The organism is Paenibacillus mendelii, assembly GCF_024498075.1.
GTDB classification, from domain to species: domain Bacteria; phylum Bacillota; class Bacilli; order Paenibacillales; family Paenibacillaceae; genus Paenibacillus_Z; species Paenibacillus_Z mendelii.
Genome location: NZ_JANHOF010000001.1, coordinates 1,540,472 through 1,559,721, shown reverse-complemented (window position 1 = coordinate 1,559,721; position 19,250 = coordinate 1,540,472). Strand labels below are relative to the sequence as shown.

The window sequence follows — 19,250 nt, the reverse complement described above, 5'->3', positions numbered from 1 at the left end:
TGTATGATATAATATAGATTACGATATGGACAGCATCTGCTCGGCTTCCCGGAGAAGCGAAGCAGGTGCTTTTCCTTGCTTCGAGGGGAGGTAGGCCACAGCCAGCAATGGATTTTAATACATTGAAGAAAAGGGTTAACGAGAGCAGCCGCATTGTCTTCTTTGGAGGTGCCGGCACTTCGACCGAGAGCGGAATTCCCGATTTTCGATCAGCCGATGGACTCTATCATGCGAGTGATGAAGAGCAGTATGCACCGGAAGAGATATTAAGCCGGGATTTTTTCCTGGAGCGGACCGATGCGTTCTATGCCTTCTACAAATCCAAAATGATCCATCCGGATGCGAAGCCGAATCAGGCCCACGAAGCCTTGGTGAAGCTGGAGCGGAGAGGGCAGCTGCAGGCGATTATTACGCAGAACATTGACGGCTTGCACCAGCTGGCCGGAAGTGAACAGGTGCTTGAGCTGCATGGATCCGTACAGAGCAATCACTGTATGAATTGTCATGTCAAATATCCGTTAGCCTATGTACTGGAATCAACCGGTGTACCGAAGTGCGAGCAATGCGGCGGCATCATAAAGCCGGATGTCGTCTTATATCAAGAAAATTTGGATATGAACGTGCTGGAGACCGCGGCGGCCTATCTGAAACAAGCGGATGTGCTTATCGTTGCCGGCACCTCACTCACGGTTCAGCCAGCAGCTGGGCTAACTCGCCTATATGAAGGAGATGCATTCGTCCTTATTAATAGGGGCGCGACTCCGATGGACGGACTTGCCAACTATGTGATCTCCGACAGTATCGGGCGTGTTCTTCAGGCTTTAGTAGATTAAATGATCGGTTGGCAGCGCTGTTATATAGATTGAAGAATAAGGAGGTCCGCTCTCTCGCGGGCCTCCTTATTTGATTGCATACGGCGGTAAGTGCTGACTTATAAGCTGACGCCCTCGGTAATCATATCGGGGGTCAGATGGCCAAGATAATTGAGCATCCGCATGCTCGTCTCACCGTCGTCAGCGATATCGATTCTGGAAATAGCGGAATGCGCTTGGCTGAAACGGTTATGATCACACGGGCTGCAGCCCATCAGCTCATTGATCAGAACCGATCCAAAAGCACCGTGGCATACAACCGCAATTCGCACATCGGCATTTTCGTATTTTTGTTTGAAAGCTGCAATGACCTGCTGCGCGCGGTTATACGTCTTCTCTCTTGTTTCTGCTTCTAGCGGAGGGGCCCAGTCGTCCGGCCATTCGTAGGGCTGCTCGACCTGTACGCCTGGAAACGTACGATGCAAATGCGATAATTTCGGATGGAATTCCCCTTGTCCTGCTTTAATCCCCGATTGCTGCTCGAAATGAGCGATGTATTGGCCGTCAAGCTCCAGCTGCCGCATCTTCGGCCACTCCCTGCGGCCTGTTTCGCTAAGCGCGGGCCATACGTGCCATGGAATTCCTAGTTGGCGGTAGGTGGGCTCAGCGGTCATCAAGGCCCGCTGCAAGGAGCTGGAGTAGATCGCATCCAGCTTGCTGCCCCATCTCACAAATTGCCCGGCAACACATTCGGCTTGTTTCTTTCCATGAATACCGAGAGGCGCGTTGGGGTTTCCTGAATATCCCGGTTCTTGGTCGGCTGGCTGGGCATGGCGAACGACATACATCCGTATCATACTTGTTCACGTCCTTTTGTGTGCTTCTCCATATGGTGAGGAGGCAAGCCAGCGTCCCCCCGTTTGCGAGTGGAACTGAAATTCACCAATTATGTTTCATTGTATCGTTAATGGAGGCGGTTTCAACTGTTTTCAGCAACAAACTACATTAGTCCTTAAGATAAATGGTTTCTCTCCATTCATGAGAAGCAGGTCGAACCCAAAGTCCTCTCGTTAGGAGCTGACATTGGGTTCGTTCGTGTTAGGGCAATTCAATGGGGGTTCGTATGCTATAAATAGCGGTCCAGAAAGCGCATCATCGCTTCCTGAAAACTCGGAATGCCTCCGACATGGCCGTAATCCGGATTGACAATCAGCTCTTTGGGAGCATTCAAATGATTATAAGCGGCAAAGCTTGCGGGCGGAGGACAGCAGGTATCCTGCAGCGTGATGCCCATGAAGGTCCGGGCCTTGACCAGCGAGGCCATGTTCATGGCATCGTAGTAGCTTAGCGTCCGGAACACCTCGGTTTCTATGGTGCGCGCAGGATCGTACTGCACGAACCACTGCGTAATTTCTTTATACGGGACATCCGCAGCCATGTCAACGGATCTTCTCCAGTGGCATAAGAAAGGGAAGATCGAGAGGACCAGCTTTGGACGAGAATCGAGGGCGCCTGCCATTAACGCGATCCCGCCACCTTGGCTTTCGCCGTAGACAGCTACCCGCTGCGAATTGACTTCGGCGCGCTCACACACGAAATCGACGGCCCGCAAACAGTCCATAAAGACCTGTTTATAATAATAATTGTCCCGATCCAGCAGTCCGCGGGTAATCCAGCCTGTAATGCCGTCATTCGCGTACACCCCCGGGTCAGGGGTGTCTCCCGCTTGACCGCGAATGTCAATCGACAGCACAGCCATCCCGAGTGAGCACCAATAGGTAAGATGATGCGGATAAGCGCGGTCGCTGCCCGTATAGCCGTGATAGCGGACAAGTGCAGGAACGGGCGAATAGGCGGACGCACCTGCAGGTGTCAAGTACCATCCCCGGACGGGAGAACCGTCCATTCCTTCGAATTGTACCCGGTAAACGCTGCAAAGCTTGTAAGGATCCGCGGACTTCTCCATTGTTGCCCGCAGAGGCCGACGGGAAGATTCCGCTTGAAGCCCGCCCCAGAACGAATGGAAATCCGGTTCCATCGTCAGCTTGGGCTTGTATGAAACAAACTCCTCATAAGGCATTTCATGCAGGGGCATAGCCTCAACTCCCTTTTTTTGTTATGGACCCGCTTGATTAGTTCTAAAATGTTTTGAATACACTTACTTAAAAAAGTATACTATTCATATGAAATGTACTCAATATCAAACATATAGAGTCGTGCTTGCATGGTCAAGAACATCCGGATTTCAATTTAGTCTTGTATCCAGGGATCATGATATGAAATTTGTTCAGGAAGAGTTGGGTGTGCCGTTAATAGTCATTTAGCTAACCCATTGCAACTCAATAAGAGTTGCAATGGGTTATTTTCTATTTCGATATGAAGGTCCACCCTGCAAGTAGAGTTGAAGGCCATAGACCTCAGATATAGCCGTCTGAGTAACCCGCCCGATGCCCATGACGCCCTATGCTTTGCGCAGTCCGCTCCAAGACAGCAGGCGTATCTCCGATGCTGTTCTTCCCGTCGACTGCTTGATCAGCCTTGCGAGATGATGGGATGTCTTGAAGCCGCAGCGATGCGCGATTTCGGTGACGTTCAGACCCGTATTCGTCAGCAGCTCAACAGATCGGTCTACGCGGTATTGCCATAAGTAATGGATGGGAGTCGTCTGTTCAAATTGATTGAACAAACGGACCAGATGCTCAGATGACAGGCAGGCGTGATTGGAGATATCTTTCAGAGTAACGTCTTCGGCGTAATGCTCGTGTATCCAGGAGAGAGCGGCATAAACGGCGGGATGCTTTTCTTTCTGGAGGAGCACCTGAGTCGATTCATTCGGATACAGATGTAGCGCGGCGAGCCCCAGGCTAAGCAGCACGGGATCGGTCGGCAGAGCTTGCCGCTGCATTTGGAGCATAAGATCCGTCAGCCGGTTCATTCCCTCGGTAAGTGGCAGATATTCTGGAAGCGTGAATAAACGTTCTCTTGTCTCGTCTTCAAGCCTGGGCACGTGGACGGCAATCCAGCGGTGCCAGGTTTCTTCCGTTCTGGAGAAGACGAACGACTCTTCATGGCCCGGCTTCAGGAGCACGACGTGACCAGGCTGGACACGAAGCTCACGCCCGTCAATTGTGACGATCATTTCACCGGTATAGAGCATGACGAGCTGAATATCCTGCTGGATGCGAGGGCCGAACCGTCCGCCGGGCGGATATACGATGGAACCGGCTGCTGCGGCCGATATGGCATCGAATGGGATGGCCGTTTGATTGAGCAGCATGAACTCACCTCCGATGGGGAATGTCGAATAATGTGATATCAATTATAGATACATATTAGCAAATTGCAGCCATGTTCAGCTGAGCGGCGAGGCCGTATGCTGTGAGTATAGCAAAGCCAAATCGGTTTCAACAAAGGAGACGTTGAAATGAATAAGACTTTTACACCTCCGCTTACGCCGCTATCTGACGAGCAGATTGCGTTTTTTAGAGAACAAGGATATATCCTCATCAAGAAAGGGATGTCGGCAGATCTTATAGATGCCTTTAATGGACACATCTATGATATCCGCAACCAATCTCCGATGCCCGAATGGGCAAAATGTGAGGAAGCCAAGAGATATTCGATCCGCCTGTTCAATCCGCATCAGCACGACAGCTTCTCCAGACAGATGATGAAGCATGCTGTCGTACGGGGCGGGCTCGCTCAGCTGATGGGCAGTGAGGCGGTATGCGTACAAAGCATGTATTTCTACAAAGAACCCGGCTCGCCCGGACAGGCCTCACATCAAGACTATTATTACATCAAGGACGATCCGATGACGATGATTGCGGCCTGGGTGGCGATGGAGGATGTCGTCGATGTCGAGAACGGCTGCCTGTGGGTCATGCCCGGAACGCATAAGCTGGGGCTTCTGCCGCATGGGGCAGTAAGAAACATCGAGGAGCATGAGCATTGGACGGATGAAACCGAAGGGGTGGATACCGTCAAACAAATTCCGGTTCCGATGGAGAAGGGCGATATATTGTTCTTCAGCGAGCTTCTCATTCATTCCTCGAATAAAAACCGGAGCAAAGACCGCTGGCGCCGTTCGTATGTGTGCCATTATATCCGCGAGGATTCGAATGTGCTGCATAGGGAAGATCTTCGCGTGAAATATCCGCTCTATTAGTATTATTTCACCTGTCCGTTTCACCGTACATGCACTTCTAGGCCGTCGCCCACATACACTGTAGAACTGAACTTCTTGTGCGCTGGAGAGGAAGCAAGCCAGCGGCAAATCAGCTTGGGGGTGTACGGTTCATGGGATTGTTTGCTGCTATTGCACTGTTCATTAAGCAGCTATCGCTGCTCGTATCGTACGTGAAGAACAACGCGTTTCCGCAGCCGCTTCAGGAAGAAGAGGAATTGAAGCACCTGCACCTGATGGCGGATGGGAACCAGCATTCGCGCAACCTGCTGATCGAGCATAATTTGCGGCTCGTAGCGCACATCGTCAAGAAATTTGATAACACCGGCGAAGACCTGGAGGATCTGATCTCGATCGGCACGATCGGATTGATTAAGGCGATCGAGAGCTTTCAGACCGGCAAAGGGACGAAGCTTGCTACCTTCGCAGCCCGATGTATCGAGAACGAGATACTTATGCACTTGAGGTCACTGAAGAAGAGCCGGAAGGATGTATCTCTTCACGACCCGATCGGGACGGACAAGGAAGGGAATGAAATTACCCTGATCGATATCCTTGGAACGGAAGCGGACGACGTCATTGACAAGGTGCAGCTGAAAATCGAGAAGTCGAAGATTTATAAGAACCTGGACATATTGGATGACCGCGAGAAGGAAGTCGTCGTTGGCCGGTTCGGCCTAGAGCACGGCGGAGAAGAAAGAACGCAGCGTGAAATTGCGAAGGAGCTCGGCATTAGCCGGAGCTATGTGTCAAGGATAGAGAAACGAGCATTGATGAAGCTTTATCATGAGTTTTATAAGGTGAAAAGGTAATTGGAACCCATTATTACAATATGAAAATTGCTATGCGAAAAGTTAGAGGAACAGGCTTCTGTCGATAGCAGATGCCTGTTTTTTTATGAAAACCTTTAATTGATGACCTTGTTTGTTCTTATCTGTGTACGTGTATTGTCCAAATAAATAAAGAGACCCAGTTCGAGGGTCCCGTGAATTACTCTGACTTTCCATCAAAGTCTTATAAGGGAGGCAGTGCCGAAGAAAAATTAATGCTAGAAAAAGTAACACAATCTATGGAAAGCCATGAACTTAAACTACTGCAAATAAGACCAAAGGGTACTAGTAGAACGATCCTGAAATAACGTATCTTTAGAAGTTAGTGCTCCATACCGTACTTCTAATGGAATGGAACCGGGTTTTCGTTGACTTCCTTCAGGTACATTTCAATACGTTCCTTCAGTTCTTCCTTAGACTTTACACGGATATGGCGAAGTACCTGTTTAGTCATCTTAGCAAAGAAAACTTCAATGACGTTGAGCCAGGAACCGTGCTTTAGTGTAAAGACAAAGTCAAACCGATCTGGAACTGTCTCCAAATAGGCCCTTGTCACTTTGGAAATGTGGGCGGAATGGTTGTCTTAGATGATCTGGATCCGTAAATCCGCTTTGTAATGGGCGTTGAGTTTCTTTAAAAGTTAACGAACTCTTTACTGCGGTGGCGTTCCTCGACCGAACCAATAATCTCACCGTTCACCAGATCAATACCGGCAAGCAGACTTAACGTGCCATGCCGGATGTACTCCGGGTCACGACCAAACGTTTGATGTTCGCCCGGTACAGGCTGTAAATCGGCTGCCGTATTCTCGATGGCTTGGATGCCAGGTTTCTCATCGTAGGACAAATAAACATCACAAAGCGGCCTAAGTTCTTCGTTCTGCACAATATACTCGACTTGCTGATACACACAAAGGACTTCGGCCCGTTTCACATCAAATTCGGGGTCCCGACGTTGAAGGTAATAGCGAACTTTGTCCGGTTGTAACTCATGGGCCGCCAAAAGCCGGGAGACACTGCTGGCAGACATGCGCGCTAAACAGTTATGGCTTTGCTCTTTGGCATGATCCCGGACGTGGCTGACCAGCAGGCGATGGGCCCAGACCTCGTAGGAGTAGCCGAACTCCTTCGGTTTCTGACAAGCCATCGAGATCACCCATGTCCTGGCTTCTCATTTTTGAATATGAATTGAGAGCAGTTCATCCGTCCGAGCGATTAGTGGTTTCTTGCCTGTGCGTTTTCGGTTTATGTCTCTTCCTTTATCTGGGAATTTTGGTCTGGTAACCAGAAATTTCTCTACTAAAGGCGGGTGTCCTCTCTCTATTTAGTCATTCGACAAAGCTTCTAAAATTTTGGCCTTAACTGGCTTTTGTCGACAACAAAATTTTTGCAACACTCAAGTTATTAAATTATTTTTGAGATTTTCATGTTGCGATAATGCTATTTTTTTATAAGTTTGCGGTTTTTCATTAAAATCGGTGTTTCAAATGTATACCGCAGTGGGTAAATGCTTGCCGAAACGTAAACTGATGTTGGAGGATGATTTTATGATGTTTGTCAATGCGTTCAGGAAGATTAAATGGATGATCAGATTTGGAAAAGGGGGTCACAGTCTGCGAGAACTTCCTTGGATTAAAGGAAAGCTGTACGTGAACAAATCGGGGACGATTCGAATAGGGAAACGAGTTCGATTCGTTGGAAAACCTTGGGCAACGCAGCTTACTGTAGAAACAGGGGCAGTATTGGAAATCGGCGATAATACGTTTATCAATGCAGGTGTCGGCATAGCCGCCCGTCACCGCGTTACGATCGGATCCAATGTCAAAATCGGCCCTCGTACCAGCATCCTCGACAGTACCTATCATCAATTGGACGTTAACGACGATCCGAGTTCGAGCAAACCGATCGTCATTCGGAACAATGTATGGATCGGGACGCGGTGCACGATCCTTCCCGGCGTGACAATCGGCGAGAACTCGGTCGTCGCCGCCGGTAGCGTCGTGAATAAAGACGTTCCCAAAAATGTCCTTGTCGCCGGAATACCGGCAAAAATAATCCGCGAGCTCGAAATTCCAGCAGGATGGATCAGGGAGTAACGACTCGCCGCGAGAGAAAAAATGTTGGATCTCCTTTGCTCGATATCCAACATTTTTTCTCTCATAAATCTAATCGTTGCCGCTTTATTTTGTGCAAAAGCACCATGCCTAATACCACTATTTGCGCAGATGGTGGATGAGAAAAACAAAAATTACATAAAATTCTATAGAAATATTTGTATATATTGTATGATGATAACATTAATTGTGTCTAATTTGTGTCCGAAGCTATAAACTGGCGTCAACCGATGCCATCCCAAGTGCTACGAATTCATGGTTCAGTATGGGTAATGAGGCCTGCGCGCCCGACACATACTGTAACATCTCAAAAGCGAAATTAAGAAACGCTTTCAAACCTTACGGATTTCTTTCAAATTCTGCAATCCTGCAAATTTTCGCTCCGAGTCCGCGAAAGGGTCGAAGCTTCGAAAAAAGAGATCAATCGACAAAAGCTATACGAAGGAATTGAGACCAAAGTCACTGTTAACGTGTGGATGTTTGATTAACAAATTCGGTACTCCTGTAGCATGTCCATGACAATTCCCACGAGATATGTTGAGAATAGAAAGCGTTGTCAAAAAATGAGATATATGACGAATACATTAGGGATTTCTCATTATCCGCAGCGCATTTGATCATTCCGGGAAGGTCAAGATCACAGGTTTTCTGAATTTTACGACGGCAATTGTGTTCAATGAGCGGCAAGAAAGGTGATGATAACGATGACAATTCAGATCGAATCAAAACGGCTTCTTATTGAGGAGCGAAACCGGATCGCCGAGGAGCTTCACGATTGCGTTTCCCAGCATTTGTTCGGTATCATTTACGCCATCCATTCCATGAAATGCGGCTGGAAAGACATGACCGAAGAACAAAAGCTGGAGCAGATGAAGGAAATCCAGGAAGCGGCTTCGTCGGCTTCAGGTGATCTGCGGGCCACGATCCACAGCCTTAGCTCATCCAAGAGCGGAAAAGCCTCCTGGATCGGAATTATCAAATCACATTTGGCCAATCAGGCCAAGCTCAACGGTATCAGCATCGATTTTCAAGCCCCCAAATCCTGCAGCCTCCTATCCATCAACCACCAGAAAGCTTTGTACCGAATCATTTTGGAAGGGGTGGGAAATGCGATCCGCCACGGCGAGAGCAGCTGCGTGCACGTCGATTTGACCCTGAAGCAAGATGTCGTCAAACTCATGATTGAAGACAATGGTGTCGGTTTTGACGTCAGGTCTAAGATGAACAAAACCAATTCCGGCTTCGGGTTATGCAATATGCATGCGCTGGCCGTATCGCTTGGTGGCACTTTTGATATCGTGAGCAAGGAAGGATTCGGAACCCGGATACTTCTCTGGTTGCCGCTGGCCGACGTTGTCAAGGCAGATGAAGCAACCAGTCAAAATACGAAAAGCGGGTGATACGCATGAAGGTCGTTATCGTTGATGACCATCCATTGGTCCGAAAAGGGTTGATTGCCGTTCTTGCAAATGAAGAGGAAATCGAAGTCGTCGGGGTTTCGGAGGGGGTAGAAGATGCGCTGGAGACGATAGAGAGGACGGAGCCTGATTTGGCGATTATCGATATCAGGCTCGGAGATCAATCCGGGTTCGAATTGGTGGAAAATCTCCGTCATCTTCCATGCCGTTTCATCATGCTCACTTCGTCTGCGGCGGAATTTGACGTTCGCAGGGCCGAGGAGAGCGGCGCCGACGGCTATGTGTTGAAGGATTCGATGCCTGAGGAGCTCCTGCTCGCCATCAAAATGGTCGGCAGGGGACGAAAATACTTCGATCAAGGTCTCATGGAAGTGTTGATCCGGAAGGAAGCGGACGATCCGCTCGAGAAGCTGACGCCGAAGGAGAGAGAAGTGTTGATCTCGCTCGGCGAAGGATTGTCTAACGGCGCTATGGCGAAGAAGCTGATGAATAGCGAATTCACGGTCAAGAAACATGTCAGCCGCATCTTTCAAAAATTAAATCTGAGCGATCGCACCCAAGCTGCCCTTTATGCGCAGTCGCGGGGCATGGCGACTTATTCGCCGCCGGAGGATCGAGGAGAAGAGAATTTCGATTCGACTGGTACTAAAGTGTAACAAGCATTAGCTCGGATGCGGCAGAATGAAGTACGACGGGAGTATAAATAAAATCATCCTGCCGTGTAATAGTTTTGTAAGGCTTTGAAGCTTTAGAATGAAAGAGAAAAAAGAAACATGCTGAAATTTGATGAATGAACGCAGTAACCGAACGACGAAAAGGTCAATAATAGTCGGAATATTCAGAAAAAAAGTTTTGTTCATCTCGAAATGAACGAAATCAGTATCGGAGGAAGCACCTTGGAATTGCTACGATATTGGAGTTTTATCAGAAGAAAGCTATGGATGATTGCGCTGATCACGATTGTCAGCTGTGCGGCTGTCGGCTATTACTCAAATCATTTCCTGCAGCCGCAATATGAAGCCTCCGCCGAACTGATCGTCAACAATCCGCAAGCGGACCCCAAAACGCAAGTTTCGAATGTCGATGTCGGATCCATCAACTCCAACATCATGCTGATCAAAACTTATAAGGAAATTATCCGAGCACCTCGTATAATGACGAAAGTCGCGACGCAATATCCTGAATTGCACGCTACCGCAGATGAACTCATAGCGAAAATCAGCGTCAACTCCATGAATGAAACCCAGGTGATGTCCATATCCGCCAGGGATAATTCTTATGAGCGGGCGGCTAAGATGGCAAATGCCGTTTCGAAAGTATTCCAACAGGAAGTTCGCACGCTCATGAAGTTGGATAACGTGTCCGTCCTGAACTGGGCCGATACGACGAAGCAGTCGGGGGCGATATCACCTCATTCGACGACGAACATTATGGTCGCCTTTATAGTGTCAACGATGATCGGAATCGGTATTGCTTTCGTTCTCGATCAGCTGGATAACACGGTTAAAAACGAAGAAGACATCAGGACGCTGCTCGGGATTCCCGCATTGGGGGCAATTCCCAAGGCGAAAAGACGCGTTTTGTCCGGTCAGCGCAATAAACCGCAGATCATGAATCTGGCAGGGGGGAAAGAAAATGTCACGCTCGATTCTTAAACAGCGTTTAATTGCCGAGTACCCGACCTCGACGATTTCGGATGCTTATCGCAGCCTGAGGGCCAACATTGAATTCTCTATCCGGGGCGAGGCATTGAAAACCATCTCGGTTACGTCCGCTCTGCCCGGCGAAGGCAAAAGCACGGTCACGGCCAGCGTCGCCGTGGCTTATGCCCAGACGAGCAGGAGAGTGCTGATCATTGATGCGGATCTGCGGAAGCCCGCCCAACATGAGCTGTTCGGGCTATCCAACCGTCACGGATTGAGCACGGTGCTAACGAAGCGCAGCGGGCTCGACGATGTGATTCAGCGAACGAATATCGATCATCTCGAGGTGCTTACGGCAGGACCCATCCCTTCGAATCCATCCGAGCTGCTGGAATCGATATCCATGACGGAATTGCTGGAAACGTCGAAGGAACGGTTCGACATCGTTATCATCGATACGCCTTCGGTCATGACTTTGTCGGATGCGCTGGTCGTGGCCAGCAAGAGCGATGGCGTTGTACTGGTCATGAAAGCAGGAAAAGTGAAAAACGAAATCGCGCTAGAAGCGAAGGCTACGTTGGATTATGGGCAAGTAAAGATTATCGGCGCTGTATTGAATAACGTCAATCGGTAATCGTTGTCGTTATAACCAGTTGGTTATTAGGAAATGTCTCCTGCTCCTCTATCACCGGAGGCACTCGGTCATGCTGTGGGTTAGCCAACCTTAGACGTTAATTGTCAAGGGTATGACGTGAGGATGGGTTGAATGCCCGCTTCTCTATGTTTTATCTGAAAATACGAGCTATGTTTACTCGAACTGGAGAAAACATAGCTCGTATTTTTAGCATCATAAAAAACAGATGGACAGAAAAAACGGATAGGGTGAGATCATATGAAAAAAGTGAGAAAAGCGATTATCCCAGCGGCTGGACTCGGTACCCGATTTCTGCCCGCAACCAAAGCGATGCCGAAAGAAATGCTTCCAATCGTCGATAAGCCAACCATTCAGTATATCGTGGAAGAAGCGATCGCATCCGGCATTGAGGACATTATCATCGTCACAGGCAAAGGGAAAAGGGCAATCGAAGATCACTTTGACATCGCCTTTGAGCTTGAGCAGTCGCTGGAGGAAAAAGGGAAGCTGGATACTCTTAAGAAGGTCCAGCAGTCCTCGAACGTTGAAGTTCACTATATCCGTCAGAAAGAGGCGAAAGGACTGGGACATGCCGTATGGTGCGCGCGGAATTTCATAGGCGACGAACCGTTTGCGGTGCTGCTCGGCGACGACATCGTTCAGTCTGACGTTCCTTGCACCAGACAGCTGATCGAGCAATATGAGCAAACAGGAAGGTCGGTCATCGGCGTTCAGACCGTCTCCCCCGAACAGACGGATCGTTACGGCATCGTGGATCCGCTCGAGAAATTCGAACGTCTCTACAAGATTAACCGTTTCGTGGAGAAGCCTCCAAAGGGACAAGAACCGTCGAATTTGGCAATTATGGGCCGCTATGTGCTGACCCCGGAGATCTTTGATTATTTGGGTAGACACGAGACCGGATCGGGCGGTGAAATTCAACTGACCGATGCGATTCAAAAATTGAATGAAGATATCGGCGTCTATGCTTATGATTTTGAAGGCATTCGCTACGATGTCGGCGAGAAGCTCGGGTTTATCATGACGACGGTCGAATTCGCCCTTCGTAACAGCGAACTCAGATATACCCTCGTCGAAGCGCTTGAGAGAATGCTCGAACGAGAGAAAGTGAGTGAGCATAATGGTCCAGCGGTATGATCAGGATGCGATCATGAAGTTATCGGAATACGATTCGATCCGGCTTGAGCTGGCGAAAGACGGCGATCTTGTTTCCTACAATGTGGTCAAACGGATGATCGACATTTCGGGCGCGCTGCTTGGGTGCCTGTTTTTTTTACCGCTGTTTATGCTCGTCGCGCTCCTGATCAAGCTGGAAGACCCGAAAGGGCCGGTGTTCTTCTATCAGACCCGTATTGGCAAAGGCGAGAAGCCCTTCAGAATGTTCAAGTTCCGCTCTATGGTATCGAACGCGGAGGAAAAGCTGAAGGACCTGCTCAATCAGAACGAAATTCAAGGCGCGATGTTCAAGATGAAGGACGATCCGCGCATCACAAGAGTCGGAAAATTCATCCGAAAAACGAGCATCGACGAACTGCCGCAGCTTATCAATGTGCTAATAGGCGACATGTCGCTGGTCGGTCCACGGCCGCCGCTGGTAAGAGAAGTGGCGGAGTATTCGGAATACGACAAGCTTCGGTTGACCGTTACGTCCGGCTGCACAGGCCTCTGGCAGGTGAGCGGGCGCAATGAGCTCAGTTTCGAGCAAATGGTCGAGCTTGATTTGAAATATATCCAAAACAGAAGCATTGTGGGGGATTTGAAGATCATTTTCAAAACATTCAAGCTCTTTATCGGGGCGAAGGATGCTTTTTAACGGATGGGACGGGGATTGCGATGAAGAAAATCATGTTTATTACGAACCGGCTTCCCTTCCCGAATACGGACGGACGGAAAAACATGCTGCTGCAGTACATCCGTCAAATGAAGGAGATTTATCCCGACAGCGAGCTCGTAAACTTATCCTTCGTGGACGACGCCAAGTACCTAAAGGACCGCCCGGACGAGATCGACCGGCTGGTTTGCCTCGAGCTGCCCGGTCTGGCCGAGAAGCTGTACAATATTGCGGTCTATTCGCTGCTCTTAAGAAAATGGCCGCTCCAGGTATCCCTCTATTATTCCCGGAAAACGCACCGGAAAGTAAAAGACATTATCAAAGCCGAGCAGCCGGAATTCATCTTATACGATATGGTGCGGGTAGCGGAATATTTGTCGGACGAACAAGGCCAAAAGGTGCTCAGCTATGACGATCTGTTGTCGCTGCGCTATCGGCGGCAACTCGAATGGTTTCAATACATTCCGTCGATATTCGGCGGCTTCACGGGCAAGCTGCCCGGCGGCATGAAGCGATTGGCGGATATGAAGTTTATCCAGAAATGGCTGATCGACTTCGAAAGCAGGCTGCTTGGCAAATACGAGAGACGAGTGGCTTCGCTCTTTCATCATCTCGTGTTCACTTCGCCGGTCGAAGCGGAAAGCTTCCAAAAGCTCACCCGTCACGAATCGTGCTACGGTATTCCGATGAAGTTCGACCCGGATCAAACCAGGGGCAAAGGGCCGCGGCGATACGATCGAAACAAGCTGGTATTCGTAGGGAAGATGGATATTCCGCATAACAGCTCCGCCGTCGCTTACTTCTGCGAGCGGGTATGGCCGAGCATCAAACGGCAGGCGCCGGAGACGACGTTCTACATCGTCGGGAAGAATCCAACCGCCGACGTGCTGCGCCTGCAGGAGACTTACCCAGGTGTTATCGTGACCGGGGAAGTGGACGACGTGAAGCGGGTCGTAGGCGATTCGGCGCTGATGATCGCTCCGATGCTGTTCGGGACGGGCATTAAAACGAAGATCGTCGAGGCCATGTCCTGGGGCGTTCCGGTCGTGACCAATCAGATCGGCATCGAAGGGATCGACGCGAACCATGGAGAGGACTTGTTCGTCTGCGATTCGGACGAGGAAATCGTTCGGAACGTGCTGCTTTTGCTGAACAACGACGAGCTCAATGAGAAGGTATCGCGCAATTCGGTCCGCTACGTGGTCAGCCATTTCAGCAGCTCCGCGACCCTTAAAAACATGGAGCTGATTCTATCATAGCGCCTTATATCGCCAGCCATGCAAAAGCAGCCATGGTTCGAAAGCTCATTATCGTGCTGTTTCTCTTCTCGGTCGCGGTCCTCTCGTACGATAGTTTGCCGTATTTCCACTTTTCGGTGTACCGTCCGCTTTCCATGTTTTCGATGTTCGCCGCCTCGTTTTTGCTGCTGTTTACCGGATACCGGTTCAAAATGGGAGATTACTTTTTGCTGGCATTCGCGATGTACAGCATCGGACATTCCCTGGTCGTATCCATCGGCTACGAGGACTTGGGCAGCAGCTTCAAGCATGTGATTACGCTGTTGTTCGGCCTATCTATGTACCGGACGTCAGTATATATTGCTCAGCAGACGAAAGAGGATCCCGCCCTGATCGGATGGATCGCCAAAAGCCTGATGGTCGCATTCGTGCCGCCGCTCGCGGCCGGCTTTCTCCAGCTGCTGGATTCGCTGTTCGTCCACAGCGGATTCTCCGGAGCCTTCACCGGATTGTTCTCGGAGAAGGTGTACAAGGGCAGGATTCAAATGCTGTCGGGCGAGCCTTCCTGGGCTGCAATCCACATGCTGAGCGGCGGTCTCCTGATGCTCTTCCTGTTCAAACAAGGCTACCGACGACAATTGCCGCTGCTGATCGGCACCGCCGTGCTGACGGTGCTGTCGTTCTCGGCCTATGCCTACAGCGTATTGCTGACCGCGCTGCTGATCTATGTGCTCATTACGAATAAGAACCGCGGGAAAATGCTGCTCGTGTTGGCCGTCTGTGTCCTTGTCATCGTGGTCGGCGTCCCTTATTTGCTCGAGACGTTCCACGTTAGCGGCTATTTTACGGATCGCTTTCAATTTAATTTCAACCATTTGATCAAAACGGACAATTCCCTTTTCGTTCGGGTCTATTTCCCGGCGATCGGCTTCATCGAGTTTGCACACCACCCGATATTCGGCGTGGGAGGCGGCTATTATTACAAGGAATTTGCGGATCTCCTGCTCAAGCATTTCAGCGATGGGCTGAAATTCGAGGAAGTGTCCGATCTCGTATTCAACCGTCCGGAAATGGCGACGTCGCGGAACTTGCTGTCAAAGGTATTCGCCGAGGAAGGTTTGGTCGGCGCCATGTTGATCTTCGGCTTTATGGCATCGATCTTAAAGAGTGCTGAAGGGAACCCGTACGCAAAATTCGCTTTTGCGCTGTGCGTTTCGCTCGTCATGAATTTCGATTCCTATTCCTTCGTGAACTTTTGGCTGTTAGTCGGGTTCATTCGCGGCGGCTTCTTCGATGGACTATCGGCCTTACAGGAGACCGGAATAGATACGCAGAGCATGAAGGGAATGAAACATGTCGCATGAAAATCGTGGTTGTAAACAGTCTTTATACGCCGCATATCATTGGCGGCGCTGAAATTTCGACGCAAATCCTGGCGGAAACGCTCGTCCCCGCGGCCGAAGTTCACGTGCTGACGGTAGGGGGGCAGAAACGAAGCGCCGGCGTAGAGTCGGAGGTGATTAACGGGGTAACCGTGCACCGCCTGCCTTACAACAATCTGTATTGGATCGGCGAAGGGAACAATGCCGGGACGTTTAAGAAAATGCTCCGGCGATTGATCGATCTATACAATCCGGTTCAGATCCGGGATGTTCGCAAGCTTCTGAATAAGATCAGCCCGGATCTGATTCATACCCAAAATTTATCCGGGTTCGGCGCAGCGATTTGGACGGCGGCGGAGGCGGGCGTGCCGATCGTGCATACGCTCCGGGATTATTCGCTCCTCTCGCCGGTCAGCTCGCCGATCGCAAACCCGGCGCTGGCGCGGATGTATCACTTGAGCTCCCTCGTCGTCAGCAAGCGGGTGTCTGCGGTCGTCGGCATCTCTTCGCACATCCTGAAGCGCCATACGAATGCCGGGCTGTTCCCGAATGCGGCCAAGTTGGTCATTCCGAACGTCGTGGACGGCGATATCACCGGCGCTTCGAAAGATTTCGACCGCAAGCCGCTTCGCATCGGCTATTTCGGAAGAATCGAGTCCGAGAAAGGCGTCCGCGAGCTGGTCGAAGCGGTCCATTCCCTCCCGCGTGAGATGGTGGAACAGGTCATCATCTGCGGCGAAGGGGGCTTTCGGCAAAATATTGTCGAGCTCTGCCGCAGCGACGATCGTTTCGTGTTCACCGGCAAGGTTACGCCGAAGGAAGTGCGCGGCTTCATGGCGAAGGCCGACGTCACGTTCGTTCCCTCAATATGGGAGGAGCCGTTCGGCCGGGTGATCATCGAATCCTATCAAGTCGGCACGCCCGTATACGCTTCGGCCGTAGGAGGCATTCCGGATGCCGTCTGGAATCCGGACGACTTCCTGTTCAAGCCGGGGAGCGCGGACGCGATCAAGGAGAAAATCGCGGCGTTTTACGACTTGTCGGGCGACGAGAAACGAAGCATTCAAGCGCAATGCTTGAAGCATTGCAGCGGGTTTACGAAGGGATCGCTGCTGGAAAACCACCTTGCTCTCTACACACGAATAACGAAATCAGGCAGCCATCCATACACGTTAGCAGCCGCAAACGGGAGGTCATGAAGATGGGCAAACCGACCGTTTACATGTGGCCCAAGTGGAGCCCGCACAATAAATACAGCGAACTGCTGACCAGGTCGATCGAGCAAAACGGCCTGCAGGTCGAGCATTACGACCGGGAGGCGATGTTCAAGCCCCGCAGGGGAGACATCGTGCACCTGCACTGGCCGAGCAACTCGTATACGTCGTCGGTCTTTGCGCTGACGATCGCGAAGTCGCTGTTTTTCGCCTTGCTGCTTCTCTATTTCAGATGCAGAGGCGCGCGGCTGTTCTGGACGGTTCATAACGTCTGGCCGCATACGGGCAAGACGCGCTGGGACCGCCTGATGCGCAAGTATATTTTGACCGTCTGTCATGAGGCCTTCGTCCTGAGCGAGACGGTGAAGGGGGAGGTTGCCGCAACGTTCGGCGTGCCGGCAAGCAAGCTTGTCGTTACGCCGCACGGTCACTATGTGGATGCCTATGCAAGCAAGGGCACGGATATCCGCAAGCGATTCGGCATTTCCCCGGAGAGCTTCCTGTTCTTGTTTATCGGCCGGATCAATCCCTACAAAGGGGTCGATCAACTCGTCGAAGCATTCTCGTCGCTCAAGCTGGAATCTTGCGACCTGCTTATCGCGGGGCACGTCGATTCGGGGTACAGCCTCGATTTCATCGACCGGGTCAATGACGGCACGATCCGTATTTATCCGCAGTTCGTGGATGACCATGAACTGGCCGATTTCTTGGAGGCAGCTAATGTGATCGTACTTCCCTATAAACAAATTTCGACTTCCGGGAGCGCGATTCTCGCTCTTTCCCACAAGAAGCCGGTCGTTGCGCCCAGATTGGGCGCGCTCGGCGAATATGTATCCGACGGATGCGGCGTCTTGTACGATCCGGACGATCCGGACGGCTTGCGCAAGGCCCTCCAAGCGTCCATGAATATGGACGTGAAGGAAACGGAGATGCACATTGCGGCGAAGCTCCGGGAACTGGATTGGGGCCGGATAGCCGGTAAAATGATTCAGGTCTATACCGGTACGAAGCGGTACGAGGTGAACGCATGAAAGCAACCATAGCGATTTGTACGCATAATCGGGCAGCGGACGTGAAAGAAGCGCTTCTAAGCCTGCTGCAGCAAAGCTTTAACGGTTCCTACGAGGTGATCGTGGTCGATAATCGTTCCACCGATCATACCAGAGAGGTCGTTCAAGAATTTCAGAGGCTGGTCGATGTCCCGATTGTCTATCTTTACGAAGAACGGCTTGGCCTCTCCGTCGCCCGGAACCGCGCGATTCGCGAAGCTTCCGGCGAGTACGTGCTTTTCCTGGACGACGACGCAGTAGCCTCCGAAGATTGGATCCGCTGCATTGTCGCCTTATTCGAGCTTGATCCGCGAATCGGCTGCATAGGCGGCAAAATCGAGCCAGCCTGGGAAGGAAGCGCTCCGCAGTGGCTGCCCCCGGAGAACCGGACGCTATATACGATCCTGGATTATTCGGATGAAATCGTGGAAATGCGCAGGCCTGCCATTCCGTTCGGCGCCAACGTGGCCTTCCGCAAATCGGTCTTCGATTCGATGGAACCCTTCCGGGAGGACCTCGGCAGAGTAGGCAGCAATTTGTTGTCCAGCGAGGAAGCCGAGCTTATCGAGCGGATCCGCGCCCGCTATTCGGTCTTTTACACGCCTCACGCTTCGGTGCTGCACAAGATTCCCCGCAGCCGGATCAGCCGGAAATGGCTGCTTCGGCGAATTTATTGGCAGGGGGTCAGCAGCGCGGTCTCCTCGAAGAAGAAGGCGGGAATCTTGATGAAATCGCTCGTGAAGATGCCGTTGTTCGCCCTGCTCACCGTCGTATTCGCATACGACAAACGCAAAATTCTCCGGAATATCAGCAAAATTTCATACAGCAACGGGCAGCTCCGTGGTGTGCTGAAGATGTATCAGTGAAGAGAATATGCGG

19 protein-coding genes and 1 pseudogene are annotated in these 19,250 nt (G+C 50.8%); 15 read left to right on the top strand and 5 right to left on the bottom strand.

From position 1 onward, the window contains the following. The first annotated feature begins 107 nt into the window (after positions 1 to 107). Complete coding sequence (locus tag NNL21_RS07100) at positions 108 to 833, top strand: NAD-dependent protein deacylase (RefSeq protein ID WP_204816686.1); 726 nt, start codon at positions 108 to 110, stop codon at positions 831 to 833. A 98-nt stretch (positions 834 to 931) separates the two neighbouring features. On the opposite strand, the gene NNL21_RS07095 is transcribed toward NNL21_RS07100, so the two are convergent. The 3 genes from NNL21_RS07095 to NNL21_RS07085 form a co-directional block, all read right to left on the bottom strand. Further along, on the bottom strand, positions 932 to 1,669 hold the full coding sequence (locus NNL21_RS07095; protein WP_204816685.1) for a histidine phosphatase family protein: 738 nt from the start codon (positions 1,667 to 1,669) through the stop codon (positions 932 to 934). 269 nt (positions 1,670 to 1,938) lie between these two features. Next, a complete protein-coding gene (locus tag NNL21_RS07090) occupies positions 1,939 to 2,907 on the bottom strand; it encodes an acetylxylan esterase (protein WP_204816684.1) in 969 nt (322 codons plus the stop codon). A gap of 366 nt (positions 2,908 to 3,273) precedes the next feature. After that, positions 3,274 to 4,089: an AraC family transcriptional regulator gene (locus tag NNL21_RS07085; protein ID WP_204816683.1), complete on the bottom strand. Its 816-nt coding sequence runs from the start codon at positions 4,087 to 4,089 to the stop codon at positions 3,274 to 3,276. Positions 4,090 to 4,236: 147 nt separating this feature from the next. Between NNL21_RS07085 and NNL21_RS07080 the strand changes: the two genes are divergently transcribed. Beyond that, entirely contained in the window at positions 4,237 to 4,980 is a 744-nt protein-coding gene (locus NNL21_RS07080) for a phytanoyl-CoA dioxygenase family protein (protein ID WP_204816682.1), read from the top strand. A 131-nt stretch (positions 4,981 to 5,111) separates the two neighbouring features. Beyond that, positions 5,112 to 5,810 (top strand): RNA polymerase sporulation sigma factor SigK, encoded by a 699-nt coding sequence (sigK, locus tag NNL21_RS07075; RefSeq protein ID WP_204816681.1) that lies wholly within the window; start codon positions 5,112 to 5,114, stop codon positions 5,808 to 5,810. Between the two features lie 361 nt (positions 5,811 to 6,171). Here sigK and NNL21_RS36740 read toward each other — a convergent pair. Both NNL21_RS36740 and NNL21_RS07070 read right to left on the bottom strand, forming a co-directional pair. Then, a pseudogene (locus tag NNL21_RS36740) lies at positions 6,172 to 6,399 on the bottom strand (IS630 family transposase); the annotation flags it as partial. Between the two features lie 62 nt (positions 6,400 to 6,461). Further along, the gene (locus tag NNL21_RS07070) at positions 6,462 to 6,974 is read right to left on the bottom strand and encodes a hypothetical protein (RefSeq protein WP_204816679.1); all 513 of its coding nucleotides are present in this window, start codon (positions 6,972 to 6,974) and stop codon (positions 6,462 to 6,464) included. A gap of 436 nt (positions 6,975 to 7,410) precedes the next feature. Here NNL21_RS07070 and NNL21_RS07065 point away from each other — a divergent pair, with 436 nt between their 5' ends. The 12 genes from NNL21_RS07065 to NNL21_RS07010 all read left to right on the top strand — a co-directional run bounded on the left by NNL21_RS07065 (position 7,411) and on the right by NNL21_RS07010 (position 19,237). After that, positions 7,411 to 7,923 carry an acyltransferase gene (locus tag NNL21_RS07065; protein WP_256555075.1) on the top strand — a complete coding sequence of 171 codons (513 nt, stop codon included), beginning with the start codon at positions 7,411 to 7,413 and terminating at the stop codon, positions 7,921 to 7,923. Between the two features lie 722 nt (positions 7,924 to 8,645). Continuing rightward, entirely contained in the window at positions 8,646 to 9,341 is a 696-nt protein-coding gene (locus NNL21_RS07060; protein WP_204816677.1) for a sensor histidine kinase, read from the top strand. A gap of 5 nt (positions 9,342 to 9,346) precedes the next feature. Beyond that, positions 9,347 to 10,015, top strand: coding sequence for a response regulator (locus NNL21_RS07055; RefSeq protein WP_204816676.1), 669 nt, complete (start codon positions 9,347 to 9,349; stop codon positions 10,013 to 10,015). A gap of 240 nt (positions 10,016 to 10,255) precedes the next feature. Then, positions 10,256 to 11,014, top strand: a complete 759-nt coding sequence (locus NNL21_RS07050) for a YveK family protein (RefSeq protein ID WP_204816675.1) — start codon at positions 10,256 to 10,258, stop codon at positions 11,012 to 11,014. Then, entirely contained in the window at positions 10,995 to 11,636 is a 642-nt protein-coding gene (locus NNL21_RS07045; protein WP_204816674.1) for a CpsD/CapB family tyrosine-protein kinase, read from the top strand. Before NNL21_RS07050 ends, NNL21_RS07045 begins: the two co-directional genes overlap by 20 nt. A gap of 258 nt (positions 11,637 to 11,894) precedes the next feature. After that, the gene (galU, locus tag NNL21_RS07040) at positions 11,895 to 12,794 is read left to right on the top strand and encodes a UTP--glucose-1-phosphate uridylyltransferase GalU (protein ID WP_204816673.1); all 900 of its coding nucleotides are present in this window, start codon (positions 11,895 to 11,897) and stop codon (positions 12,792 to 12,794) included. Next, positions 12,778 to 13,470, top strand: coding sequence for a sugar transferase (locus NNL21_RS07035; RefSeq protein ID WP_373567535.1), 693 nt, complete (start codon positions 12,778 to 12,780; stop codon positions 13,468 to 13,470). The genes galU and NNL21_RS07035 overlap by 17 nt, the downstream gene beginning before the upstream one ends. Positions 13,471 to 13,490: 20 nt before the next feature. After that, positions 13,491 to 14,747: a glycosyltransferase gene (locus NNL21_RS07030; protein ID WP_204816672.1), complete on the top strand. Its 1,257-nt coding sequence runs from the start codon at positions 13,491 to 13,493 to the stop codon at positions 14,745 to 14,747. A 32-nt stretch (positions 14,748 to 14,779) separates the two neighbouring features. Then, entirely contained in the window at positions 14,780 to 16,090 is a 1,311-nt protein-coding gene (locus NNL21_RS07025; protein WP_204816671.1) for an O-antigen ligase family protein, read from the top strand. Further along, positions 16,087 to 17,307 carry a glycosyltransferase family 4 protein gene (locus tag NNL21_RS07020; RefSeq protein WP_204816670.1) on the top strand — a complete coding sequence of 407 codons (1,221 nt, stop codon included), beginning with the start codon at positions 16,087 to 16,089 and terminating at the stop codon, positions 17,305 to 17,307. Before NNL21_RS07025 ends, NNL21_RS07020 begins: the two co-directional genes overlap by 4 nt. A gap of 2 nt (positions 17,308 to 17,309) precedes the next feature. After that, positions 17,310 to 18,353: a glycosyltransferase family 4 protein gene (locus NNL21_RS07015; RefSeq protein ID WP_204816669.1), complete on the top strand. Its 1,044-nt coding sequence runs from the start codon at positions 17,310 to 17,312 to the stop codon at positions 18,351 to 18,353. Beyond that, complete coding sequence (locus NNL21_RS07010) at positions 18,350 to 19,237, top strand: glycosyltransferase (protein WP_204816668.1); 888 nt, start codon at positions 18,350 to 18,352, stop codon at positions 19,235 to 19,237. Before NNL21_RS07015 ends, NNL21_RS07010 begins: the two co-directional genes overlap by 4 nt. The last annotated feature ends 13 nt before the right edge of the window (positions 19,238 to 19,250 follow it).

Bases quoted from the DNA above. Each gene is read 5' to 3' on its own strand.
- NNL21_RS07070 (WP_204816679.1), bottom strand. From the start codon at position 6,974: ATGGCTTGTCAGAAACCGAAGGAGTTCGGCTACTCCTACGAGGTCTGG.
- NNL21_RS07025 (WP_204816671.1), top strand. From the start codon at position 14,780: ATGGTTCGAAAGCTCATTATCGTGCTGTTTCTCTTCTCGGTCGCGGTC.
- NNL21_RS07055 (WP_204816676.1), top strand. From the start codon at position 9,347: ATGAAGGTCGTTATCGTTGATGACCATCCATTGGTCCGAAAAGGGTTG.
- NNL21_RS07010 (WP_204816668.1), top strand. From the start codon at position 18,350: ATGAAAGCAACCATAGCGATTTGTACGCATAATCGGGCAGCGGACGTG.
- NNL21_RS07065 (WP_256555075.1), top strand. From the start codon at position 7,411: ATGATCAGATTTGGAAAAGGGGGTCACAGTCTGCGAGAACTTCCTTGG.
- NNL21_RS07035 (WP_373567535.1), top strand. From the start codon at position 12,778: ATGGTCCAGCGGTATGATCAGGATGCGATCATGAAGTTATCGGAATAC.
- NNL21_RS07030 (WP_204816672.1), top strand. From the start codon at position 13,491: ATGAAGAAAATCATGTTTATTACGAACCGGCTTCCCTTCCCGAATACG.
- NNL21_RS07015 (WP_204816669.1), top strand. From the start codon at position 17,310: ATGGGCAAACCGACCGTTTACATGTGGCCCAAGTGGAGCCCGCACAAT.
- NNL21_RS07100 (WP_204816686.1), top strand. From the start codon at position 108: ATGGATTTTAATACATTGAAGAAAAGGGTTAACGAGAGCAGCCGCATT.
- galU (WP_204816673.1), top strand. From the start codon at position 11,895: ATGAAAAAAGTGAGAAAAGCGATTATCCCAGCGGCTGGACTCGGTACC.
- NNL21_RS07060 (WP_204816677.1), top strand. From the start codon at position 8,646: ATGACAATTCAGATCGAATCAAAACGGCTTCTTATTGAGGAGCGAAAC.
- NNL21_RS07045 (WP_204816674.1), top strand. From the start codon at position 10,995: ATGTCACGCTCGATTCTTAAACAGCGTTTAATTGCCGAGTACCCGACC.
- NNL21_RS07090 (WP_204816684.1), bottom strand. From the start codon at position 2,907: ATGCCCCTGCATGAAATGCCTTATGAGGAGTTTGTTTCATACAAGCCC.
- NNL21_RS07095 (WP_204816685.1), bottom strand. From the start codon at position 1,669: ATGATACGGATGTATGTCGTTCGCCATGCCCAGCCAGCCGACCAAGAA.
- NNL21_RS07085 (WP_204816683.1), bottom strand. From the start codon at position 4,089: ATGCTGCTCAATCAAACGGCCATCCCATTCGATGCCATATCGGCCGCA.
- sigK (WP_204816681.1), top strand. From the start codon at position 5,112: ATGGGATTGTTTGCTGCTATTGCACTGTTCATTAAGCAGCTATCGCTG.
- NNL21_RS07080 (WP_204816682.1), top strand. From the start codon at position 4,237: ATGAATAAGACTTTTACACCTCCGCTTACGCCGCTATCTGACGAGCAG.
- NNL21_RS07020 (WP_204816670.1), top strand. From the start codon at position 16,087: ATGAAAATCGTGGTTGTAAACAGTCTTTATACGCCGCATATCATTGGC.